Origin of the sequence: Streptococcus gwangjuense (genome assembly GCF_003627155.1) — a bacterium.
Lineage (GTDB): Bacteria > Bacillota > Bacilli > Lactobacillales > Streptococcaceae > Streptococcus > Streptococcus gwangjuensis.
On sequence record NZ_CP032621.1, the window covers coordinates 1,098,775 to 1,120,373 of the forward strand.

The 21,599-nt window shown below is 41.6% G+C and carries 18 protein-coding genes; 3 read left to right on the forward strand and 15 right to left on the reverse strand.

Annotated features, from left to right (window positions below; all coding sequences use genetic code 11):
- Positions 1–82: 82 nt before the first annotated feature.
- Both rpsU and D7D53_RS05480 read right to left on the reverse strand, forming a co-directional pair.
- Positions 83–259 (reverse strand): 30S ribosomal protein S21, encoded by a 177-nt coding sequence (rpsU, locus tag D7D53_RS05475; protein ID WP_000048054.1) that lies wholly within the window; start codon positions 257–259, stop codon positions 83–85.
- Between the two features lie 150 nt (positions 260–409).
- On the reverse strand, positions 410–1,117 hold the full coding sequence (locus D7D53_RS05480; protein ID WP_000864591.1) for a glucosamine-6-phosphate deaminase: 708 nt from the start codon (positions 1,115–1,117) through the stop codon (positions 410–412).
- A gap of 150 nt (positions 1,118–1,267) precedes the next feature.
- Between D7D53_RS05480 and queA the strand changes: the two genes are divergently transcribed.
- Positions 1,268–2,296, forward strand: coding sequence for a tRNA preQ1(34) S-adenosylmethionine ribosyltransferase-isomerase QueA (queA, locus tag D7D53_RS05485; protein WP_020901527.1), 1,029 nt, complete (start codon positions 1,268–1,270; stop codon positions 2,294–2,296).
- Between the two features lie 81 nt (positions 2,297–2,377).
- Here queA and D7D53_RS05490 read toward each other — a convergent pair whose 3' ends face one another.
- From D7D53_RS05490 to mnmL, 5 genes are read right to left on the reverse strand one after another with little or no spacing between them, the layout of a single operon-like run.
- Complete coding sequence (locus D7D53_RS05490) at positions 2,378–3,238, reverse strand: YihY/virulence factor BrkB family protein (RefSeq protein WP_120770374.1); 861 nt, start codon at positions 3,236–3,238, stop codon at positions 2,378–2,380.
- A 27-nt stretch (positions 3,239–3,265) separates the two neighbouring features.
- On the reverse strand, positions 3,266–5,320 hold the full coding sequence (locus tag D7D53_RS05495) for a cation:proton antiporter (RefSeq protein ID WP_120770375.1): 2,055 nt from the start codon (positions 5,318–5,320) through the stop codon (positions 3,266–3,268).
- Positions 5,321–5,331: 11 nt separating this feature from the next.
- A complete protein-coding gene (locus tag D7D53_RS05500) occupies positions 5,332–5,586 on the reverse strand; it encodes a hypothetical protein (RefSeq protein WP_000361085.1) in 255 nt (84 codons plus the stop codon).
- Positions 5,579–6,136, reverse strand: a complete 558-nt coding sequence (gene mnmM / locus D7D53_RS05505; RefSeq protein ID WP_162927876.1) for a tRNA 5-(aminomethyl)-2-thiouridylate-methyltransferase MnmM — start codon at positions 6,134–6,136, stop codon at positions 5,579–5,581. The genes D7D53_RS05500 and mnmM overlap by 8 nt, the downstream gene beginning before the upstream one ends.
- Positions 6,120–7,076 carry a tRNA modification radical SAM protein MnmL/YtqA gene (gene mnmL, locus D7D53_RS05510; protein ID WP_120770860.1) on the reverse strand — a complete coding sequence of 319 codons (957 nt, stop codon included), beginning with the start codon at positions 7,074–7,076 and terminating at the stop codon, positions 6,120–6,122. Before mnmL ends, mnmM begins: the two co-directional genes overlap by 17 nt.
- Positions 7,077–7,167: 91 nt before the next feature.
- Between mnmL and D7D53_RS05515 the strand changes: the two genes are divergently transcribed.
- The gene (locus D7D53_RS05515; RefSeq protein ID WP_020902455.1) at positions 7,168–7,527 is read left to right on the forward strand and encodes a DUF3397 family protein; all 360 of its coding nucleotides are present in this window, start codon (positions 7,168–7,170) and stop codon (positions 7,525–7,527) included.
- A 179-nt stretch (positions 7,528–7,706) separates the two neighbouring features.
- Here the strand turns inward: D7D53_RS05515 and D7D53_RS05520 are convergent, their stop codons facing one another.
- The 6 genes from D7D53_RS05520 to miaA form a co-directional block, all read right to left on the reverse strand.
- Positions 7,707–15,206, reverse strand: a complete 7,500-nt coding sequence (locus D7D53_RS05520; RefSeq protein WP_120770377.1) for a G5 domain-containing protein — start codon at positions 15,204–15,206, stop codon at positions 7,707–7,709.
- Between the two features lie 243 nt (positions 15,207–15,449).
- A complete protein-coding gene (locus D7D53_RS05525) occupies positions 15,450–16,205 on the reverse strand; it encodes an SDR family NAD(P)-dependent oxidoreductase (RefSeq protein ID WP_120770378.1) in 756 nt (251 codons plus the stop codon).
- Between the two features lie 20 nt (positions 16,206–16,225).
- Entirely contained in the window at positions 16,226–17,155 is a 930-nt protein-coding gene (gene rnz, locus D7D53_RS05530; RefSeq protein ID WP_084953343.1) for a ribonuclease Z, read from the reverse strand.
- Between the two features lie 14 nt (positions 17,156–17,169).
- Entirely contained in the window at positions 17,170–17,793 is a 624-nt protein-coding gene (locus D7D53_RS05535) for a cystathionine beta-lyase (protein ID WP_120770379.1), read from the reverse strand.
- Positions 17,786–19,024, reverse strand: coding sequence for a GTPase HflX (gene hflX, locus D7D53_RS05540; protein ID WP_120770380.1), 1,239 nt, complete (start codon positions 19,022–19,024; stop codon positions 17,786–17,788). Before hflX ends, D7D53_RS05535 begins: the two co-directional genes overlap by 8 nt.
- On the reverse strand, positions 19,017–19,901 hold the full coding sequence (gene miaA, locus D7D53_RS05545; RefSeq protein WP_120770381.1) for a tRNA (adenosine(37)-N6)-dimethylallyltransferase MiaA: 885 nt from the start codon (positions 19,899–19,901) through the stop codon (positions 19,017–19,019). The genes hflX and miaA overlap by 8 nt, the downstream gene beginning before the upstream one ends.
- 120 nt (positions 19,902–20,021) lie before the next feature.
- Here miaA and D7D53_RS05550 point away from each other — a divergent pair, with 120 nt between their 5' ends.
- The gene (locus D7D53_RS05550) at positions 20,022–20,192 is read left to right on the forward strand and encodes a DUF3042 family protein (RefSeq protein WP_001051780.1); all 171 of its coding nucleotides are present in this window, start codon (positions 20,022–20,024) and stop codon (positions 20,190–20,192) included.
- 50 nt (positions 20,193–20,242) lie between these two features.
- Here D7D53_RS05550 and D7D53_RS05555 read toward each other — a convergent pair whose 3' ends face one another.
- Positions 20,243–21,082 (reverse strand): thymidylate synthase, encoded by an 840-nt coding sequence (locus tag D7D53_RS05555; protein ID WP_120770382.1) that lies wholly within the window; start codon positions 21,080–21,082, stop codon positions 20,243–20,245.
- A gap of 51 nt (positions 21,083–21,133) precedes the next feature.
- Positions 21,134–21,568 carry an HD domain-containing protein gene (locus tag D7D53_RS05560; RefSeq protein WP_120770383.1) on the reverse strand — a complete coding sequence of 145 codons (435 nt, stop codon included), beginning with the start codon at positions 21,566–21,568 and terminating at the stop codon, positions 21,134–21,136.
- Positions 21,569–21,599 lie beyond the last annotated feature (31 nt).

Sequence of the window (21,599 nt, forward strand, 5' to 3'; positions counted from 1 at the left end):
GAGGATATTTCAGATTTTTGCAGGCTTTGGAGTATTTATTTAAAAGAAAAAGGACTAGATTTCTCTAGCCTTTCATTTCTAATTAGAATTTTTTACGTTTACGAGCTGCTTCTGATTTACGTTTACGTTTTACAGAAGGTTTTTCATAGAATTCACGTTTGCGTGTTTCTTGAAGAGTACCAGCTTTAGTAACCGCACGTTTGAAACGACGAAGTGCGTCGTCAAGAGATTCATTCTTACGTACTACTGTTTTAGACATTTTTTTCACTCCCTTCAAGTTCAAGATCTACTCTATTTTACACGTAAAAGGAATAAATGTCAAGAAAAAATGCGGTTTAATTTTGATTTTTTCTGCCATTTATACAAGTCTTGGAAGCATTCAATAGAAAAACTGAAAAGTTTTGCTTTTTTATTTTTCAAGTAAGCTGAGCGCTTCAGCATCTGCAATAATCGTCACATCAGGGTGATTTTGTAGGCTACTTGCTGGTAGATTCTCAGTCACTGGGCCAGACACTGTTCCGGCAATTGCTTCTGCTTTTGATTCACCGTAAGCAAAGAGAAGGATTGACTTGGCATCCAAGATATTTTTAATCCCCATTGAAATGGCTTGAGTTGGGACGTCTTCAATCTTGTCAAAGAAGCGCGCATTGGCTTCAATAGTAGACTGGTCAAGTTCTACTAGATGCGTTTGACTGTCAAATGGAGTACCAGGCTCATTAAATCCGATATGTCCATTGCGACCGATTCCCAAGATTTGGAGGTCAACAGGATGGTCAGCCAAAATTTGGTTGTAGCGTTCAACTTCAGCTTCAGCATTGTCCTTAACCCCACGAGGCAAGAAACTTTCTTTAAATGGTTTTTGGTTGAACAAGTTTTCTTGCATGAAATAACGGTAAGACTGTGGGTTGTCACCATCAAGGCCTACATATTCATCAAGGTTCACACTAGTTAGGTTTGAAAAATCAAGGTCACTTTCAACAATTTCCTTGTAAAATTCAAGTGGGCTACTTCCTGTCGCAAGTCCTAGGGTTTGAGCTCCATTGGCCAATTTTTCCTTCAAAATCTCGAAAGCAACTTTTCCACCTTCGATTTGGTTTTCAACTTTAATAACTTTCATCTTTTTATCCTCCGTTTCAATCTATATTTATTATATGGTATAGACCAATTTTTGTCAAGTGAAAACGATTTAATTTTCAAAAAAAGAGCGTCCAAACTTGAAACATGTTATAATGGATAAGATTAGAACTTAGAAAGAATGAACAGATATATGAATACAGCTGATTTTGATTTCCACTTACCCGAGGAATTGATTGCCCAAACGCCTCTTGAAAAACGGGACGCCTCTAAACTCCTCATTGTCAACCGTGAGACAGGAGAAATGCAGGATAAACACTTCCACTCTATTATTGATATGCTGGAACCTGGTGATGCCCTTGTTATGAACGATACCCGTGTTCTCCCTGCCCGCCTCTATGGTCAAAAGGAAGAAACCGGAGGTCATGTGGAACTGCTCCTACTCAAAAACATTAGTGGCGATGAGTGGGAAGTTCTGGCTAAACCTGCCAAACGCCTCAAGATTGGTACTCGTGTCAGCTTTGGTGATGGTCGCCTCAGCGCTGTCGTTACAGAAGAATTGACCCACGGGGGCCGCATTGTCCGCTTTGAATACCAAGGAATTTTCCTAGAAGTCTTGGAAAGTCTGGGTGAAATGCCGCTGCCACCTTATATTCACGAAAAACTGGATGACCGTGAACGTTATCAAACCGTTTACGCCAAGGAAAGTGGCTCTGCTGCAGCACCAACTGCTGGACTGCACTTTACCAAAGAACTGCTGGCAGAAATCCAAGCTAAAGGAGTTCATCTAGTCTATCTGACTCTTCATGTCGGGCTTGGAACCTTTAGACCAGTTTCTGTTGATAATCTGGACGAACATGAAATGCACTCAGAATTCTACCAACTTTCTGAAGAAGCAGCTGCCACCCTTCGCTCTGTTAAGGAAAATGGCGGACGTGTCATCGCTGTCGGAACCACTTCTATCCGCACCTTGGAGACTATTGGTTCCAAGTTTGATGGGCAAATCCAAGCAGATTCTGGCTGGACCAATATCTTTATCAAACCTGGCTATGAATGGAAGGTAGTGGATGCCTTCTCAACCAACTTCCACCTGCCAAAATCAACTCTGGTCATGTTGGTTTCTGCCTTTGCAGGTCGCGAATTGGTCCTAGATGCCTACCACCATGCCATTCAAGAACACTACCGCTTCTTTAGTTTTGGCGATGCCATGTTTATCTATTAATTTTCACAATCAAAAAAAGCGCATATTATCAAGGTTTTATAAAGCCTGATAATATGCGTTTTGTAATGGATAAAAAATGAGTTAATTTATTCTAAAGCTCGGATCTTTCAAACTCTGGACACTGGCATTGATAACCGCTCCGACAATTAAAATCTTAGCAATAAGAATAAACCAAAACATCATGACCACCACGACGACGGAACTGAAAAAGCGGACGTCCACTAGGTGATTGACATAGTTGTTAACATAGACTGAAAAGATATTGAGCAGTAAGGACAGAGTCAACAAGACAAAGGCACTACCCGGCAAAACATGTCGAATCCGTCGGACCTTAACATTGGGTAGGAAATAGTAGAGCATGACCAGGATGGCAAAAATCAGGGCATAAACCAAGGGACCTGTTAGGTCTTGCAGATAATCAAAGATAGGACTATCCGATTTCCAGTAGCTTTTGATAAGGTTGAGAAGCATACGGCCAAAGACACTGAGAAAGAGAGCTAAGGCAAAAAGGATTTGCAAGCCAAAACTGACTAGTAAACTCATCAATTGCTGGTAAATTAAACCTCTACTCTTAGCTACTCCATAGGCCTTATTAAAAGCTTTTTGGAGATAATTCATGGATTTTGAAAAAGTCCATAAAGCTGATAAGACCGCAAAACTCAGTAAACCTGTTGATGGCTGAGTCAGAACTTCCATTACAATTTTTGCAATAACATCATAAACCGTATTAGGCAAAAAACTATTAGTCACGTTTAAAAAATTGGAAACTGGAATCTGAAAATAAGGGAGGATATTGACCACCACCAAAAGCAGGGGAAATATCGAAATCAACCAATAGTAAGCTACTGCAACACTGGTCAACTCACTATCTGATGCTTGATAATAATGCAAAAAGGCTTTTAATAAAGGCTTATCTATCAGCTCTTTCCACCACTTCTTCATGTCACACTCCTTCACTTATAATCTTGATTAATTTCTTCTTACCAATTCCACCATATCATAAGGCAGGGTATTGGCAGCTTCCTTCAAGGAATAGTTCTCTAAGTTATTCACATTTTGTCGTAACTTCTTGGCATACTTGGTCGTAATTAACCGTTTTTCTTCATATTCAAAAATCAGCTTGCGCTCCAGATAATAACCTCTCAGCATTTCATCGATATTGTTGGGCTTGACGCGATTGATAACCCGTTCGACAAAGGCACCACTGGTGATGATAGCTGTTTCTCGGAGACGAGAATCCTGCATGAAACTGATTAAAGAACTCTTATAAACCCCTTTTAGGTTCTCCAAACTTTCGATAATCATCTCTGTATTTTCTAGATAGAGCTCTGCTATTTGGTCATAGTCAAGGGCTCTGAGTTTCTGTGATTCTTCATTTTTCCAACTGCGGAAAGTCTTGCCAAGAGTAAAGACTTCGTGGAGGAGAAAACGTAAAATCCGCAAGGAAACAAGGAAATAATAGGTCAATCGTGAAGCAAACTTGCGATTGATACCTTGTTCCATGCTTTTCAAATAACGTTGATAGACTCGATAAGCACGCTCACTCATCTTTCCTTCTTCGTAGGCTTGTTCTAAACCATCACTTTCAATACTGAGGATAAGAAGCTTCAAGGCCTCCCAGTCTTCTTGAGCCCCCTTATTTTCTTGACTCAGGATCAGATTTTCAATTCGTCCATGATAATTGTCAATAGCCGCATAGAGAGGAAGTTTATTTCTGGTGTCTTCCAACTCTTTTTCCAACTCTAGCGTTACCTCATTCAAAATAGCGATATGCATGAGATGGTCCTTGCTTTCTTCCTGTTCATCAGAAAGATGAGGCAAGACCACGAGGCCTGTTAAAAAGCTTACAAGCGTCACACCTGCGACAAGGAAAAGCAAGAGAGGATACTCCTGCTCCAGATTACTTGGTATCAGAAGAATCGTAGCAATCGACACTGTTCCCTTGACACCTGAGAAGGTCAAGAGAAGCATATCCTTCATATACTTATTTAACTTTTTTTTGAGGCGTCGAGTCCTATAGACATAGTATCCATAGATCATGACAAAACGAATAGCAAAAAGGATAAAGGTCAGGGCTATGAGAGATCCCAGCAAGAGCAGAGGATTGTAGATTGGATTGGTTAAGATAGGCTCTGCTATCATTTCCAGCTCCATCCCTAAAACCACAAAGACAGAACCGTTCAGCATAAAGTTCACTGTGTGCCAGACCGTCTCGGTCACCGTATCCACTTGGGCTTCGAGGAGCGTAATTTTCTTAAAACGGCTTGCCTTTAAAATCCCAGCAACTACAACGGCAATAATCCCTGAAACGTGGACTTCTTCTGCCAGGAAGAAGGTTACCAAGGGCAAACTCAATTCTAATAAAAGTTCGCTGGCAATATCCGTTGCTCGTACACTAAGTAAAAAACTATGAAGGAAACGGTTGGTCATGGCTGTTAAAAAGCCAATCAAAAAACCGCCTAGGATTGAAAAGATGAGCGAACTACTAGCTTGCCCAAGGGAAAAGGCCCCAGTTGTCCAAGCTGTCAAGGCCACCTGAAAGGCAACCAATCCAGAAGCATCATTCAAGAGTCCTTCACCTTTAAGAATATTGGACACGCGCTTAGGAAAGCTAAAGCGCTCTGAAAGAGAGGCAAAGGCAACCAAGTCTGTAGGTCCAAGGGCTGCCCCAACAGCCAAGCAAGCCGCCAAGGGAAGGCTAAGCCAAAGAAGATGGGCCAAGCCACCCAAACTCAAGGTAGAGATAAAAATCACTGGAAATATGAGATAGACAATGATTCGCCAGTGTTTTAAAATAGCCGTAATATCCGCTTCCTCAGACTCTCGGAAAAGCAAGGGCCCGATAACCAGAGCCAAAAACAACTCCGTATTGAGGTGAAAGTCGGTATTGGGTAAAAAGAGACCAATCACAATTCCCAACAGAATTTGCACCAAAGGAAGAGGCAAAAAGGGCAGGAGCTTATTGGTTGTACTTGAGACAATCAAGACCAGTAAAAATAGGATGAGGTAAATCAGTAATTCCACGCACGTCCTCCTTAATCTTTTTTACAACAAGATTCAAAAATCTCCTTCTGCTCTTTGATTTTTTGATCAATCTTGGAACAATCTTTGTGTTCAATTTTTCTCTGGCACCGTTCCATCTCAAGAGCAACTAATTTTTTCTTGATTTTAAGCATTTTTTTGCTCATATGCGCTTGGTCTAGTACTCCCACCGCTCGTTCGTGGTGGGTTGATTCAACAAAATTCTGGCGCATGGCATCCAGCTTTTCACGTAGGTATTGTTTATCCATGTTTATATCTCTCTAATTTTTCAATCATCACTAAAAACGGTGGGTTGTTGACTTGGTTTAAAGTTCGGTAAATGGCAGCTGTGTACTCTTGTTGCTTCAACTGACTGACAAAATCCAAGACAGCGTCCCTCTCGAGGTCGCCTCCTTCATGACCATAGTAGATCATGATAGCAATCCGTCCCCCTTTGACAAGCAAATGACACAGCTTTTCTAATGCTTCAATCGTTGTCTGAGGTTGGGTAATGACAGACTTATCAGCAGACGGCAGATAGCCCAGATTAAAAATCCCTGCCTTGGCTTCTGTCACAAACTGGTCCAGTGTCTCATGGCCTTGCAAGATTAACTTGGCATTTGTCAGATCAACTTGGTTCAAACGCTCTTGGGTTTTCTCCAAGGCTTGCTCCTGAATATCAAAGGCATAGACTTTCTTGGCTAGCTTGGCTAGAAAAAGGGTGTCATGACCATTTCCCATGGTCGCATCCACTACGATATCATCCTGAGTTACAACCTCAGCCAAAAAATCATGTGCCATCTCAAGTGGTCTTTTCATTTTCAAACTCCTGTTTTACAGCCTTGCATCCTTGAACGCTTCCACGACGTCGCATCTCCATCTCAATGCTGTTGAGGACTTCCCATTTATTGAGGCTCCACATAGGACCAATCAGCATATCTCTAGGTGCATCTCCTGTGATTCGGTGGATGACGATATGCTTGGGAATAATTTCCAATTGGTCGCAGATGACCTTTACATATTCGTCCTGGCTCATCAGTTGTAAGCGTCCCTCATGGTAATCCCGCTGCATACGCGTATTGGTCATCAAGTGAAGCAAATGCAGTTTAATTCCTTGAATATCGTTATCCGTGACACAGCGACGGACATTTTCAACCATCATCTCATGGGTTTCACCAGGCAAACCATTGATCAAATGGGAAACAATCTCAATTTTTGGATATTTCCTCAAACGCTTGACCGTTTCCACGTACAATTCATAGGAATGGGCACGGTTAATCAGGTCAGAGGTTGCTTCATAAGTGGTCTGCAAGCCCAATTCAACCGTCACATGCATGCGCTCCGACAACTCAGCCAAATATTCGATGGTTTCGTCTGGTAAACAGTCTGGCCGTGTTCCGATATTGATTCCTACTACACCTGGCTCATTGATGGCCTGCTCATAGCGTTCCCGAATGATTTCCACCTTTTCATGGGTATTGGTAAAATTCTGAAAATAAACCAGATACTTCTGAACATCTGGCCACTTGCGGTGCATAAAGTCAATTTCCTTATAAAATTGCTCACGAATAGGCGCATCTGGTGCCACAATGGCATCTCCAGAACCGGAAACCGTACAAAAAGTACAACCCCCATGAGCCACAGTTCCATCACGATTGGGACAGTCAAATCCCGCATCAATAGGGACTTTAAAGGTCTTTTCTCCAAATAGTTTTCGATAATAATCATTCAAAGTATTATAAGATTTCATAACTTTCATTATAACAAAAAACATCTACAATCTCAAAAGCCTGACTTTCCTATAAATTCCTCTGTTTCTCGTTTCCATTAGCGATTTTTTATGATACAATATGGGTATGATTTTAATGAAATTAGCATCTATTTTATTATTGATACTGACTTTAGTAGTCTGCATTATCATAACCAAACTTTTTAGATTAAAAAAACTAGGACGAAACTTTGCGGATTTAGCTTTTCCAGTCTTGGTATTTGAATATTACCTTATTACAGCTAAAACCTTTACCCATAATTTCCTCCCTAGACTGGGCCTAGCCCTCTCACTCCTAGCCATTATTCTCGTTTTTTTCTTTCTTTTGAAAAAACGTAGCTTTTACTATCCTAAATTCATCAAATTCTTCTGGCGTGCAGGATTCTTATTAACCCTTGTCATGTATATCGAGATGATTGTTGAATTGTTCTTAATGAAATAATCGAATCCCTAAACATTTTCTAGGGATTTTTGCTTTCTCTACAAAATAGGATAGACAATAACACTATACAATTTTATACAAAGAAAATCCCTTAGAAACTTATATTCCAAGGGATTTATCTTCTATCTAAGACAAGAGCTTCTCGCTAGTCTTTAATGATAAAGAAGGTATCAAAATTTCTAATCTTCTTTTTTACCTTTAGTGGCTACTAATCCTGCACTCAAACCGAGAAGAGCTAAGCCTGCTGCTACTGCTGCTTGGCTTGCCGCACTTCCTGTATTTGGTAACTGCACTTTATTAGCTTGACCGGCTTTACTTGAAGCGATTTGTTTTGTATCTGCTTTTTCTGACACTTGTGGTTTTTTAGCTTCTTGAGCTACTGGTTTGGTTGTTTCACCAGCTGTACCGACTTCTATGATGCGATCCTGAACCATAACTTTATCATAGCTATCCTTTTCAGTTCGCTTACCATTTTCAACCTCAATCAAGTGAACACGAACTCCTTGTCTTCCTTCTTGAATGACACGGGTTTCACCTACTGGAAGTTTGTCATTCTTTTGTTCCTGAACCTTGAAATCGATTGTTTCTTCTTCAATTACAAGTTCTGGTCTGTTAAGCACAAGATTCTTCACTTCGTCTTCTGGAAGAGAAGTGCCTGGGTTGGTCCCCACTTCCACGATACGATCTTGTGCAGCAACTTTATCGTAAGTTTCTTTAAGTTGGCGTTTTCCATTTTCCACTTCAATCAAGTGAACACGGACGCCTTGTTTTCCTTCTTGGAGGACACGGGTTTCACCTAGATACAACTTATCAGACTTACGCTCCTGAACCTTGAAGTCAATGGTTTCTTCTTCGATTACAAGTTCTGGTCTGTTGAGCACAAGATTTTTCACTTCGTCTTCTGGAAGAGAGGTGCCTGGTTTTGTTCCAACTTCCACGATACGATCTTGTGCAGCAACTTTATCGTAAGTTTCTTTAAGCTGACGTTTTCCATTTTCTACTTCAATCAAGCGAACACGGACACCTTGTTTTCCTTCTTGGAGGACACGGGTTTCACCTAGATACAACTTATCAGACTTACGCTCCTGAACCTTGAAGTCAATGGTTTCTTCTTCGACTACAAGCTCTGGGCGATTCAGAACAAGATTTTTCACTTCATCTTCTGGTAGAGAGGTGCCTGGGTTGGTTCCGACCAAGACGATGCGGTCTGTTGGTGCCTCTACCACTTCATGGAGTTTTTCTTCCTTACTTCCATCAGGATTAATGCTTGTAAAGATACGTTCCTTACCAAGTTTTCCTTCTTGTTCTACACGAGTTTCACCAAGAAACAGTGTTGAATCCTTTTTCTCAACTGTCTTGTAGGCCAAATCTTTTTCAACAAATTCGAGTTTTGGAAGTTCTTCTTGTACAGCAGCAACTGTTTTCTCAGAAACTGGTTTTTCCTTGATCAACTGGATACGGTATTCCTTAACTTGTTTTCCACTTTCTGAAACGAGGCGAACAAGTACTGGAAGGCTATCATCTCCACTATCAACAACTGTTGAAGCTACTTGATTGTTTTCTTCAACTGCGACTTTTGGCCGTTGACCTTTATAGGTAATTTGATAGTCTTGACGATTTTCAGCGAAATCAGCAAGTTCTTTTCCATCTACAAGAATCTTTGATTGAGTGCTTTCTTGAGGCAATTCGCTTGGTGCAAGGAAAGTCATCTCAATCATCGCAACACCGCTCTTATCTGCTTTACGCTCCATACGCCATCTCATGGCTTTGGCTTTGACAGCTTTAAATGTTACGTTTATTTCATCACCAGCTTCAATGTCTTTATCCGCACGATAAGGAACAGCTTCCCAATTTTCTGGGTTGTTGAATGGATGTCCTGATTCGTAAGCTTGGTAGTTTGAATAGTAGGTTGGCACTTCAAAGTCTGGACCGACATAGCGCTCTAAAACAAGTTTAGAAGGCGCATCCGTACCACTATCTGCAAAGAAGTGAAGTTTGGCTTGCGCAACAGTCCGCTCTACAATCTTACCATTTTCACGGAAGATCACACCTGCTGATACTTCTGGATTAGAAGATGGCGTTTTAGACCAGTTTGTCCAACGACGATTTTCAGAGTGATCTCTATCATTGATATAGTCTACACGGTCATGAGAACTGTCGTCAATATCATTAGTTGCTGAAGCAAAGGCCTGGTTACTGTTTTCATCATAGTTAGGGTTATCTGAAAGAGCCTCACCAAGTTTGTCTGTCACTCGTACAGTGAACTCAGCATTAAGATTGCTACCAAGGACACGACCTCGAACAGTAAATTGACCTGCTTTTGTCAGATTTTCTGCTGGAACTTCTTCCCATTCAACTGTCATGTCTTTTGCTTCGTAACCGTCTTTACCTGTGAAGTAAACTGGAACCTTAGTTGGCAATTCAAGTGGTTGGCCTAGTTGCAACAAGCGAGCTTGTTTAACTGCAGCAACTGGTTTACGAGAAAGTAAGTCTTTATTCTTAGTGAAGTGCAGACGGTATTCTCCTAAGATGTCGCCATTTTCAGCTTTCGCGATGACACGAACTGGCTCACCTTCACGAACGCTTGGAACGACGGTAGCGAGACCATTGTTGCTGACACTTGCTGTTACTGCGGGAACTTTTCCATCTACAGACTCAAGGTAGTAGTCTGTCAAATCAGGGTTGAAGTTTGCTAAGTCTTTGCCGTCAACTTGGATTCTTGTTTGTCCTTGTTTGGCTGCCGCAACTTGTTTCGCAAAGATTTGTACTTCTGTAATAGACGTTCCAAGTTTGTTGTCTGCTCTCACCATACGAATACGGACAGCATAGGTTTCAACTTTATCAAAGCTAAAGTGGTTCATTTCTCCAGCCTTGAGTTGAGCTGGAGCTTTGAGATTGCTTACCTCTTTCCAGTTTGCAGGATCGTTAAAGACATGTTCTTCATTACCTACAAAGCTAGGGTTTTTAGGAGCTGTTGGAACAGTCTTACCAACATAATACTCAATCACATAAGACTTCGGTGCACCAACTCCATGGTCTTCGTGGAATCCGACACTTAGATTATCAACTGAACGTTTGCTCAAGATACCTGAATCTCCGAACAGGACACCAACTGAAGCTTCTGGATTACTGCGATTCCAGTTTGTCCAACGATTGGCTGGTCGGTCGTTAAAGGAAATCAATTTATCGTTGACATTTGAAACAGGGTCGGTTGGATTTGAATCTGAAGCAAAGGCAAGTGGCAATTCTGAACCGGTCCATTGGTCAGAAATGTTTGCACCTTGCTCAGTTTGAGCAGATACGCGAACATGAAGTTTAGTTGTTAATTGAGTACCTTCTAAGCGACCATTAACTGTAAAGACACCTTCCTTAGCGTATTGCTCTGGACGAATCGCATCCCATGCAACCTTAGCTGATGAAACGTGACCATTTGAATCATATGTACGAACGCTTTCTGGTAATTGTGGTGCTTCTGCGATTGGAGTTGTCACACTGACTTCTTCAACTGAAACGATGCCTTCTACAGATACTTTAGCACGCGCTTCCAGGTCAATTCCTTCAACTTTACCTAACACTTCAAAGCTTTGATAGTGGTCTAGTTTTTCTTTTGGAATAGCTTGCCATGTAACTTTATGAGTTTTAGGGAAACCTTTGTCATACTCAACCGTTACTGTTGACGGAAGAGTAGGTTCTTGATGCAAGTCTGTCACTACATTCACTGGACGAATGGATTGCGCAACCTTCGTCTCAGTATTGGCTTGGATGGTGAGTTCAACTTGGCCTTTAGCCCCCTCATATTCAGCTTTCAGAGTGATTGCTCCTGGTTTATGTAACTCAAGCATTCCTTTACGAACTGCGACTTCCCCTTCACCACTTGTAGAGAAGCTTACTTTATCAGCTGGTAATACAGCTTGTGTTCCGTCCTGATAATGAGCGAGTACAGATAATTTCACTGTTTGGTCTTCTTTAAGACCGTCAGCTTGTTCCACTTGCAAGCTCAAATGAGCAATTTTTGGTGCTTCTTCTAGGAATTGAATTGCATAGGTTTGAAGAGGACCACCATCTTTAGACTGAACAAAGATGCTCGCACGCATGCCGTTTGCTGCGCTTGCTTGAAGAACTGTAACATCAGCATTTTCAGCACTTGCTGTGACTTCTGGCAATTGGGCACCATAAGCAAGAGTGCGGTATTGCATTGGTTGTTGGCTAGTAAGCCCTGTTACTGCCTCACCGCCAACAGTAACAGTTGGCACTACAGGTGCTGCAGCTTTTCCTTCTTCTACCACAAGGGTTGCATGAATAGTTTCTCCAGCTAACTGACCAGTCATTTGAATACGTGATCCAGCTACTGAAAGTTTGGCTTTATCTGCTTCCGCAATCTCCCAGCTATCTACTTCGTACTCTTGTACACTTCCATCGGTTACAAGTATTGACACATATTTATCTACAGTGTTCAAATCTGCTCCTGGAGCAACACGTTTAACTGTTGGTAATTCTTTCGCAATTGCTAGAATCTCGACACGAGCCTCTACCTCACGTCCATTTGCTGTACCTTTAACAGTCACAACTCCTGCTTGACTAACATCGACTTGAGACCAAGTTACTGGAAGTTTTTCACGACTACCATCGCTGTATACAAAACCTACTGTTTTCGGCATTTTGGGTTCTTTACCGATTAATGTACGAACTCTTGCTACTTCTGTCCCCAAAACAGTCTTCTCTTGTCCTTCTTTTTTACCAGTAAAGACAGTTACTTGACTAGATTTCAAGAGATCTGAATGGGCTGTCAGTGTGAATTTACCTGCTTGTTCAGTTGATTTGACAATGGCAACACCTTTACCATTAAATGCTTTACGAATCCAAGAACCATCTGCTTGCGCCTTATAGCGTTCACGGCTGGCTTGTTCTCCGTTATCGACACCGACAAGTTGACCTTGTCCGTGTAATTGGAAGCGAACCAGATTATTGGCAGTTGGTACTACATTCCCTTGACTATCAACGATTTCGTAGTAGATGTATGTCAAGTCTTTTCCATCTGCTGCGATTGCATGATCTTCTTTGATAAGACGAACAGCCGCTGGCTTACCAGCAGTCGTAATCTTATCTCGAGCAATTTCCTTGCCAGATTCATCACGAGCAATTGCTTCCAAGGTACCTGGTTGATAAGCAACTTTCCATTCAAGATAAAGTTCATTAGCATTAGCACCTTCTTGGTAAGTTCGTCCATCGCTAGTTTGTTTTTTGTTGAAAGTCTTAAGACCAAGAGATTTTCCATTCAAGAACAATTCTACACTTGCAGCATTAGAATAAGCACGTACAGGGATTTTATTTTCCGCGTCTGCTACATTATCTATCAACTCTTTGTTTTCCCAGTTCCAGTGAGGAAGAAGGTTAACCATTGGTTTTTTCTTTGCAGAAACCCATTGACTTTGGTAAAGATAAAAATCGTTTTTTGGAATACCTGCAGTATCTACTATACCAAAATAAGAGCTTTTAACCGGCGTGTTGTTTTGGTTGTGCCATGGAGTTGGTTCACCGATATAGTCCGTACCTGTCCAAATGAATTGACCAGCATAGCCAGCATTGTCACGGTCAAATGTCCATGAAGCAGTTGCCGTTTTACCCCAACCAACACGGTCATTTCCATAATCGGACTGTTCATAGTTACGCCATGACTGATTACTTTGTACCCACTCACGCTCTGGGTGGAAGTAACTTCCTCTTGTACGCGTTGCTGAAGATGTTTCTGACCCATAAATCAACCATTTTGGATGCTTAGCTCTAAGGGCTTTGTAATTATCTTCAGAGTAGTTGAATCCAACAGCATCGAGTTCATCAGCAATTTTTTCATGCCCACCGCTGCCATTACCGAAACGGAACTTATCTGCTCCCATGGTAACATAACGAGTCTTATCAACATCCTTGATAACTTTGACTAGACGTTTAACAGTCGCTAGAGAATGGGGATCCCCATTTGCTTCACCGATTTCATTTCCGATTGACCACATAAAAACAGCGGGATTATTTTTGTCTCTCTCTACCATAGTACGTAGATCGTAGTCGGACCATTTTTCACCTTTTTTAGCCTCAGGATGGGTAGCATCTTTTTCAAAGAAACGTCCATAGTCATAAGGTTTCTTTCCGCCATACCAAGTATCAAAGGCCTCTTCTTGAACAAGTAAGCCAAGTTCAGCTGCAATCTGCAAGGTCTGAGGACTTGCTGGGTTGTGAGTCGTACGAATCGAATTCACTCCCATTTCCTTCATTTGTTTCAGACGACGATATTCTGCCTTATAGTTTTCTTCTGCTCCTAGCGCTCCATGATCATGGTGCAAGGAAACTCCATGGAATTTAATGCGTTCACCATTCAAAGAGAAGCCCTCATTTGGAGTCCAGTTATAATATCGGTAACCAAACAGATCTTTCTTAGCATCAACTAATTGACCGTCCCGGTAAACACGTGTAACTAATTCATACAAGGCCGGTTTGTCATTTAAAACGGTCCAGAGTTTTGGTCTTTCAACTTCTAAAATCGCATCAAGACTAGTTACTTCATGTGCTTTCAAGGTACGACTCTCTGTACGTACTAGACCTGTCACAGCCTGACCACCACGTTCAACGATTTGATATTCTGCTACAAGTTGATGGTCTTTATCGTCTGTATTGACAATTTTGCTGGTCACATGAGTTTCAACCTTGCCATGTTGTTGTTCTTCAAGTTTTGGTGTTAAAATAGTTGTCCCATTTTTCTCAACATGAACCTTATCTGTCACTTGTAAAGTCACATCACGGTAGATACCACTTCCTGAATACCAACGGCTGCTTGGCTGCTTGTTGACTGCATGAACAGCAATTACATTCTCACGTCCATCTTTGTTCAAATAGTTAGTGATGTCATATGAAAATTGGTTATAACCATTTGGGTAATGACCCACTAACTGACCATTGACATAAACTTGAGAATCCATGTAGACGCCATCAAAAGTAAGGCGCACATTTTTCTTAAGGTCTTTTTCATCTAGTTTGAAAGTCTTACGATACCAAGCTTCCCCACCGTTAAGCTGTCCACCTTCGTTTTGTGCAGGAGATTCATGATCAAAATCGTTAAAGATACTCCAGTCATGCGGTAAATCTAATTTTTTCCACGTAGATACATCTGCATCCGGTTTAATGGCTTCCTTAGAATTTGCATTGAGTTTAAAGTGCCAATTTTGGTTAAAATTCACTTTTCTGTCTTCAATCATTTGATTGACTTCTTCATTTGTCACAGCTTTAACATCTTCCTTGAGCGGTTTTTCTTGACTTGAAGCTTGTGATTCTATCTTTGGAGCTTTTTCTTCAGATTTTGAAGACGCTTTTTCCTCTTTTGGAGTTACTGCTTCATCTTCTTTCTTCTCAGATGAAATAGACTCAGTGGCACTAGGTTGTTTTTGTGCTGTACTTTCGACTACATTTTTAGTTTCCAAAGCTTGATCAACCTTTTCTTCTACTATCGGTTTTTCCTCTTTAGGTTTCTCAGCAGTATGAGTAATAGGTGTTTCATCCGCATTAACTACAGATTCTCCAGCTATATTTCCAGCGAATAGAACTGCACAAGTTCCAATCATTACTGAGCAAGCTCCTACAGCAAATTTACGAATGCTATAGACTCTTTTCCGATTCCAATGGCTTTTTTCCATAAAACCCTCCTTTTAGTAATCGCTTTCATTTTTATGTAAGCGCATACTTTTAATAGTCTTTTACCCTTATTTTATTAAATAATATAGGAATTTTCAATACTCTAGCATATGAAATAATATTTTTGATAGTTTTTTCTAAAATTTGTAGAAGAATTAAAAAACTGAATGTAGTTTTAAAAGAAAAAACACTTATTAACCTTTAAATTAAAAGAAGTAAAAAAGTCCCTTTAAAAGGAACTTCTTCTATTTATAATTAAAAGTCTCCCCTGCCAGCTTATCAGCTAGCTTGGGAAAGAGGGTATAAAACTTATGGGCTAGGTTCAACAACATCGGTAGATTGAGTTCTCGTTTGTTTTTTCCTATAATCTTGACAATCCTTTTAGCCACTGCATCTGGTTCTAGCAGGAAGCGGTCAACCGACTTGAGATAGGTTCCATCTGGATCGGCCTGGTCAAAAAATCCTGTGCGGATTGGTCCTGGATTAACCGTTGTCACATAGACACCATAAGGCATGAGTTCGAGGCGCAGAGCATTTGAAAAACCAATAGCCGCAAACTTAGTTGCTGAGTAGAGACTAGACTTGCCAGTAGCGATCAAACCTGCCATGCTGACAATATTGATGATATGACCTTTTCGACTTTCCTTCATTCTTGCCGCAATGCGACGAGACAGATTCATTAGGGCAAAGGTATTGACCTCGAACATCTGATGAATATCTTGGTCGGAAATCTGGTCAAATTCCTCAAAGATCCCGTAACCAGCGTTGTTTATCAAAACATCAATCTCGCCATAGCGGAGATAGAGGGCTGCTAGCAGAGTTTCTAAGGCTGAATCATCGGTAATATCGATTTCAATCAATTCTGCATGGGGATGATTTCCGTAGAGTTGGGCTAATTTTTCCTTATTTCTACCAAGCAAGATGAGTTGGTCATTTGGCAAGAGTTTGACCATTTCTTGGGCTAGGCCACCGCTAGCTCCGGTAATAAGAATAGTAGGCATACTTATCCTTTCTCAAGCTTTTAGATTTCCACTTCTTCCAAGTCTTTGACCACATGGACATTTTCAAAAATGCTAGCAGCATCTTTCTTGAGCTTGCTGATATCTTTTGAGAGGAAACGGGCACTGATATGGTTGAGTAGGAGGCGTTTGGCACCTGCTTCTACTGCTACTTGTGCAGCTTGCATGTTAGTAGAGTGGCCATGGTTACGAGCAATTTTTTCATCACCCTTGCCATAAGTCGATTCATGGACTAGGACATCGGCATTGACAGCCAGACGCACACTGGCATTGGTTTTTCTGGTATCGCCTAGAATGGTAATAATCTTACCAGGACGTGGCGCTGAGATATAGTCTGCTGCCTTGATTTCAGTTCCGTCTTCCAAAACAACATCCTGGCCGTTTTTGATTTTCCCAAAAAGTGGGCCAAATGGGACGCCAGCAGCCTTGAGCTTTTCAGCATCCAGCGTTCCTTCCAAGTCCTTTTGCATGACACGGTAACCAACACAGAAAATAGTGTGGTCCAGCTCTTCTGCATAGACAGTGAATTTATCGGTCTCAAGGATTTTTCCTAAAGAATCTTGGTCAAATTCATGAAAATGAATGCGATAAGGCAGACGCGAACCTGACACACGAAGGCTGGTTAAGACAAAGGACTTGATCCCTTGCGGTCCATAGATTTCCAAATCTGTCTGCTCTTCATTGGCCTGAAAGGCACGGCTAGAAAGGAAACCTGGCAGGCCAAAAATGTGGTCTCCATGTAGGTGGGTGATAAAGATTTTGCTGACCTTACGTGGTCGAATTGTGGTTTCAAGAATGCGATTTTGCGTACCTTCTCCACAGTCAAAGAGCCAAACTTCGTTAATCTCGTCCAAGAGTTTCAGGGCGAGACTGGAAACGTTGCGGGCTTTAGAGGGCTGACCTGCCCCCGTTCCTAAAAATTGAATATCCATTCGATACTTTCTAATTAATCAATATATAACAAGGCAGTGCGGTTTTCCGATCGGAAATAGCGCTTGCCAGAAAAAGCTGTGGCTTCTTGTAATAACTCCTCTTGGCTGTAACCTTTGAGACGTTTACGACTGTCAGCCAAGCTTTCCAAATCAGTCAAAGCTGTGAGATTTTCCACACTAACAACTTCCTCGTCCCCGACAGCCTTCATGTAAATCTTGCCAGACTCCTCAAATACTAGCTGATGAGGGAAAATTTGCGCAATTTCAAAGAGTAAGTCATCCGAGATTACCTCTTTATTTTCAGAGAAAATCCGACCAAGACCCTCACTCTCATAACAAAAACCAAAGGATTTACCAGACAGATTAAGCCGAATAAAAGGCTTATTTTCTAGGGTGAAACTTGGTTCAACATTGTAAAGATTCAGTTCCTGACTGAGTTCCGCAAAATAATCAGTCGCAGCTTGAGGACTCTTTTTCTGGTAGAGTTCTGCAAAATAAGCATTGACAACGCTGGGCGGAGGTGTAATAAGTGCCAACTGCTCCTGCTCTGTTTTACCAGCTAGAAGTTGGTCCAGATAGACCTTATCCAGACTTGTATAGCCTCCATATTTTAGAGCCAAGGTTTTGATATCAGTCATAAAATTCTTCTAACCTCCATTTGTTTTTCTCAGAAATGTAGCCTCTAATCACTTCGCCGTCCTCCTGATAATCACGTTCTTCCAAAATCGCAACACTTTCTAAATCATGAATCTTGTAGGACTTAGAAAAAGGCACGCGCAAGGTAAAAGATTCAAAAATATCCTTGATTTTCTCTAAAAATAGTGCCTGCAAGTTCTCACGACTATCCTCAGACTTAGCAGAAATCAGAGCATAAGGTGTTTGGGTAGGCGTGAAATCCTCTACCAAATCCGCTTTATTATAAAGGGTCAGGCGAGGAATGTCCTCCATATCCAAATCTTTCATAATAGACAGAACTGTTTTTTCATGCTCTTCGTGGTAAGGGTTGCTGGCATCGATAACATGCACTAGAAGATCAACATGCTTGCTTTCTTCCAAGGTTGACTTGAAGCTGGACACCAACTCTGTCGGCAAATCTTGGATAAATCCAACGGTATCAGTCAAAGTTACTTGGAGATTTCCACCCAGATGGATACTCTTAGTCGTCGCATCTAGAGTCGCAAAAAGCTCGTCAGCCTCATACTGTGTCTTACTGGTCAAAGTGTTCATGATCGTTGACTTCCCAGCATTTGTATAACCGATCAAACCAATCTTAAAGGTGCTGGACTCCAGACGTTTTTCTCTGACTGTCGCCCGATTTTTCTCAACCACCTTGAGTTGGCGCTCGATATCCGTGATTTGATTGCGAACACTACGACGGTTCAGCTCCAGTTGGCTTTCACCAGGTCCACGGGAACCAATTCCCCCTGCCTGACGGCTGAGCATGATCCCTTGACCAACCAAGCGGGGCAAGAGATATTTTAGCTGGGCTAGGTGGACTTGGAGTTTTCCTTCATGGCTTCGAGCTCGCATAGCAAAGATATCCAAAATCAACTGCATACGGTCAATGACCTTAACACCCAGAACTTCTTCTAAATTGACATTTTGCCTTGGCGTCAGACGGTTGTTGACAATGACAGTAGTAATTTCTTCTGCATCTACCATGAGCGCAATCTCTTCCAACTTACCAGAGCCAACAAAGGTCTTAGAATCATACTTTTCACGTTTTTGTCTGTAAGTATCAACTACGACAGCTCCAGCAGTCTTAGCTAGACTGGCCAATTCTTCCATGGAGAGGTCAAAATTATCCATGCCCTGGAGTTCAACTCCAATCAGCAGGACTCGTTCCTCTTTTTTCTCCGTTTCAATCATCTAAAAACTCCTCTATCTGGCTTAAAATGCGGTCCTCCACGCCAGGCTCTCCTATCTGATAAAAAGTGACCTGCATGCGATTACGGAACCAGGTCAGCTGACGCTTGGCAAAACGACGAGTAGCCTGTTTGAGACTCTCACTAACTTCTTCCAAGGTCTGCTCGCCACGGAAGTAAGGAAAGAGTTCCTTGTAACCAATCCCTTTAGCAGCCTGCACATCAGGGTAATGGTCAAAAAGCCACTTGGCCTCATCCAAAAGCCCAGCCTCAAACATCAAATCCACTCGATGATTGATTCGTTCATATAATTGACTGCGTTCATCATCTAAGCAGATAATCAATGGTTCATACAAGGTCTCTTGATTTTCCAAATCCTGACCAAAATGGGCAATTTCCAAGGCACGCATAGCACGACGACGATTAAACTGGGGAATCTCAAGGCCAGCTTGCTCCACAAGATAGGCTAGTTCCTCATCTGTATAGGGCTCTAAACTAGCCCGATAGGCCAAAATTTCCTCATGGGGAGTCTCCCCACCTAAATGGTAGCCTTCTAACAAGCTCTGGATATACAGTCCAGTCCCACCAGCGATAATGGCTAGCTTGCTACGACTGTGAATATCCTCAATAGCCATCTTAGCTTCTGAAACAAAATCAAAAGCCGAGTAAGACTCGGTTACCTCTCTAACATCGATTAAATGATGAGGAACAGCTGCCTGCTCTTCTGGACTAGCCTTGGCCGTCCCAATATCAAGTCCTCGATAGACTTGCTGGCTATCTCCACTAACCACTTCGCCATTAAAACGCTTGGCTACTTCAATGGCTAGAGCCGTCTTTCCAACTGCAGTCGGTCCAACAATCACAATTATTTTTGTTTTCATCTTTTTTCCTTGAAAAATTCCCATTTTTTCGTTACTATTATTATAACACAAAAAGGTCAGTCAGAAAAATGTGACCTCTTGAAGGGGCTGACTGATTGAGAATATAAAGGAGGAAGACTCATGGCTAAAGGATTCGCTAAAGGTCTTGTAACAGGTGTCGCAGGAACTGTCGCTGCAGTCGCAGGTGCAGTATACGCATTTAAAAAGAAAGTAATCGAACCAGAAGAGCAAAAAGCTGCTTTCATCGAAGAAAACCGTAAAAAAGCAGCTCGCCGCCGCGTATCACGTTAAGAAACAAAAGAAGTTGGGATTCATTGCCTCAACTTCTTTTTTCTATTCTTTTAAATAGCTAGGTCAAACTTCAACTGTGGCTTGACAGGGTCATAATCCACCAACTCAAAATCTTCCGCTTTGATATCAAAGAAGTTGGTTTTGTCTGGTACATTCAAGACCAAACGTGGTTGGCAGTTTGATGGCTCACGACGGAGCAATTCCTGAGCTTGTTCAAATTGATTATCATAGATATGGAGGTTGTTGATGAAGTAGAAGAACTTCCCAACCTTCCAGCCAAAATGCTTGGCAATCATCATTTGAAGAGCTACATACTGCATAGCATTGATGTGGTGGGCCACCAACATGTCATTCGAACGCTGGGTCAAGGTCGCATCCAGATAGATTTCTCCATCTACACGGCGGACATCAAACATGGTCTGAAAGGCGCATGGGAGGAGGCCGTCCGTCTCATCAAAAGCTTGGTAATCCCAAAGGGAGATAATGTTGCGACGGTTCCAAGGATTAGCTTCCAACTGCTTGAGAAGCTTATTGATAATATCGTGTTTCTTAACGACTGCCCCGTAACGCTCACCAATAGTTCCCGTATCTCCCACTTCCCAGTCATTCCAGTAGTGAACATTGTACTTGCTATTCAGCACTTCTAAGCTATTAGACTGATCTTGGTAAATCCAGAGCACTTCCTTGATGGCGGATTTGATGGCAATAGGACGCAAGGTTGTAATGGGGAATTCCCCCTTTGCCAAGTCATACTCGGCAAATGCACCCGTTACATACTTGGAGTTGGCAACTGTCCCATCCTTGTACTTGGGGCGTGCTTGTTCAGAAAAGACACCATCTTTGAGGATTCGTTCAATATTCTCTTTAAAAATCGTATCTGCTTTTGTCATTTACTCTCACCTCATTTGTTTCCTAACTAGTATAGCATAAAAAAAGCTTTTCTACATGCTCAGATAATCAATAGCTTTCTTGTATTTTTCAAATCGTTCCAGATCCTTTTCAGTAATTGTAGCTAGTCTAGATAAATCTGAATTATGTTTCAAATCTGCTAATTTGACACAACGTGCTATAGGATTCGATTTAACAAGTTCCAAATATTGTTGGTAATCTTGTCCCTTTTTCTTGGTCAGTACCTGCACTGCAGTAACAACAGTCTCTGGTAAACCAGCTAATATTAGTTCTTCTGCTGTATAAGGGCTATCTTCAAGAACATCGTGCAATAGAGCGACTGCCTTTTCTTCTTGCGTATCGACCAGACTTGCTACAAAAAGAGGGTGTTTGATATAAACTACTCCAGCCTTATCATATTGTCCCTCATATGCTTTTTTTGCAATGGACAAAGCCAATTCAAACATGGATTGTTCTGACTTATTCATTTAAAATCTCCTTTCTAAAATCAAAAAGTTA

What these genes read in the sequence shown, in the direction of transcription:
- rpsU (WP_000048054.1), bottom strand. Translation starts at nt 259, where the DNA reads ATGTCTAAAACAGTAGTACGTAAGAATGAATCTCTTGACGACGCACTT.
- D7D53_RS05480 (WP_000864591.1), bottom strand. Translation starts at nt 1,117, where the DNA reads ATGAAAGTTATTAAAGTTGAAAACCAAATCGAAGGTGGAAAAGTTGCT.
- queA (WP_020901527.1), top strand. Translation starts at nt 1,268, where the DNA reads ATGAATACAGCTGATTTTGATTTCCACTTACCCGAGGAATTGATTGCC.
- D7D53_RS05490 (WP_120770374.1), bottom strand. Translation starts at nt 3,238, where the DNA reads ATGAAGAAGTGGTGGAAAGAGCTGATAGATAAGCCTTTATTAAAAGCC.
- D7D53_RS05500 (WP_000361085.1), bottom strand. Translation starts at nt 5,586, where the DNA reads ATGGATAAACAATACCTACGTGAAAAGCTGGATGCCATGCGCCAGAAT.
- mnmM (WP_162927876.1), bottom strand. Translation starts at nt 6,136, where the DNA reads ATGAAAAGACCACTTGAGATGGCACATGATTTTTTGGCTGAGGTTGTA.
- mnmL (WP_120770860.1), bottom strand. Translation starts at nt 7,076, where the DNA reads ATGAAAGTTATGAAATCTTATAATACTTTGAATGATTATTATCGAAAA.
- D7D53_RS05515 (WP_020902455.1), top strand. Translation starts at nt 7,168, where the DNA reads ATGGGTATGATTTTAATGAAATTAGCATCTATTTTATTATTGATACTG.
- D7D53_RS05520 (WP_120770377.1), bottom strand. Translation starts at nt 15,206, where the DNA reads ATGGAAAAAAGCCATTGGAATCGGAAAAGAGTCTATAGCATTCGTAAA.
- D7D53_RS05525 (WP_120770378.1), bottom strand. Translation starts at nt 16,205, where the DNA reads ATGCCTACTATTCTTATTACCGGAGCTAGCGGTGGCCTAGCCCAAGAA.
- rnz (WP_084953343.1), bottom strand. Translation starts at nt 17,155, where the DNA reads ATGGATATTCAATTTTTAGGAACGGGGGCAGGTCAGCCCTCTAAAGCC.
- D7D53_RS05535 (WP_120770379.1), bottom strand. Translation starts at nt 17,793, where the DNA reads ATGACTGATATCAAAACCTTGGCTCTAAAATATGGAGGCTATACAAGT.
- hflX (WP_120770380.1), bottom strand. Translation starts at nt 19,024, where the DNA reads ATGATTGAAACGGAGAAAAAAGAGGAACGAGTCCTGCTGATTGGAGTT.
- miaA (WP_120770381.1), bottom strand. Translation starts at nt 19,901, where the DNA reads ATGAAAACAAAAATAATTGTGATTGTTGGACCGACTGCAGTTGGAAAG.
- D7D53_RS05550 (WP_001051780.1), top strand. Translation starts at nt 20,022, where the DNA reads ATGGCTAAAGGATTCGCTAAAGGTCTTGTAACAGGTGTCGCAGGAACT.
- D7D53_RS05555 (WP_120770382.1), bottom strand. Translation starts at nt 21,082, where the DNA reads ATGACAAAAGCAGATACGATTTTTAAAGAGAATATTGAACGAATCCTC.
- D7D53_RS05560 (WP_120770383.1), bottom strand. Translation starts at nt 21,568, where the DNA reads ATGAATAAGTCAGAACAATCCATGTTTGAATTGGCTTTGTCCATTGCA.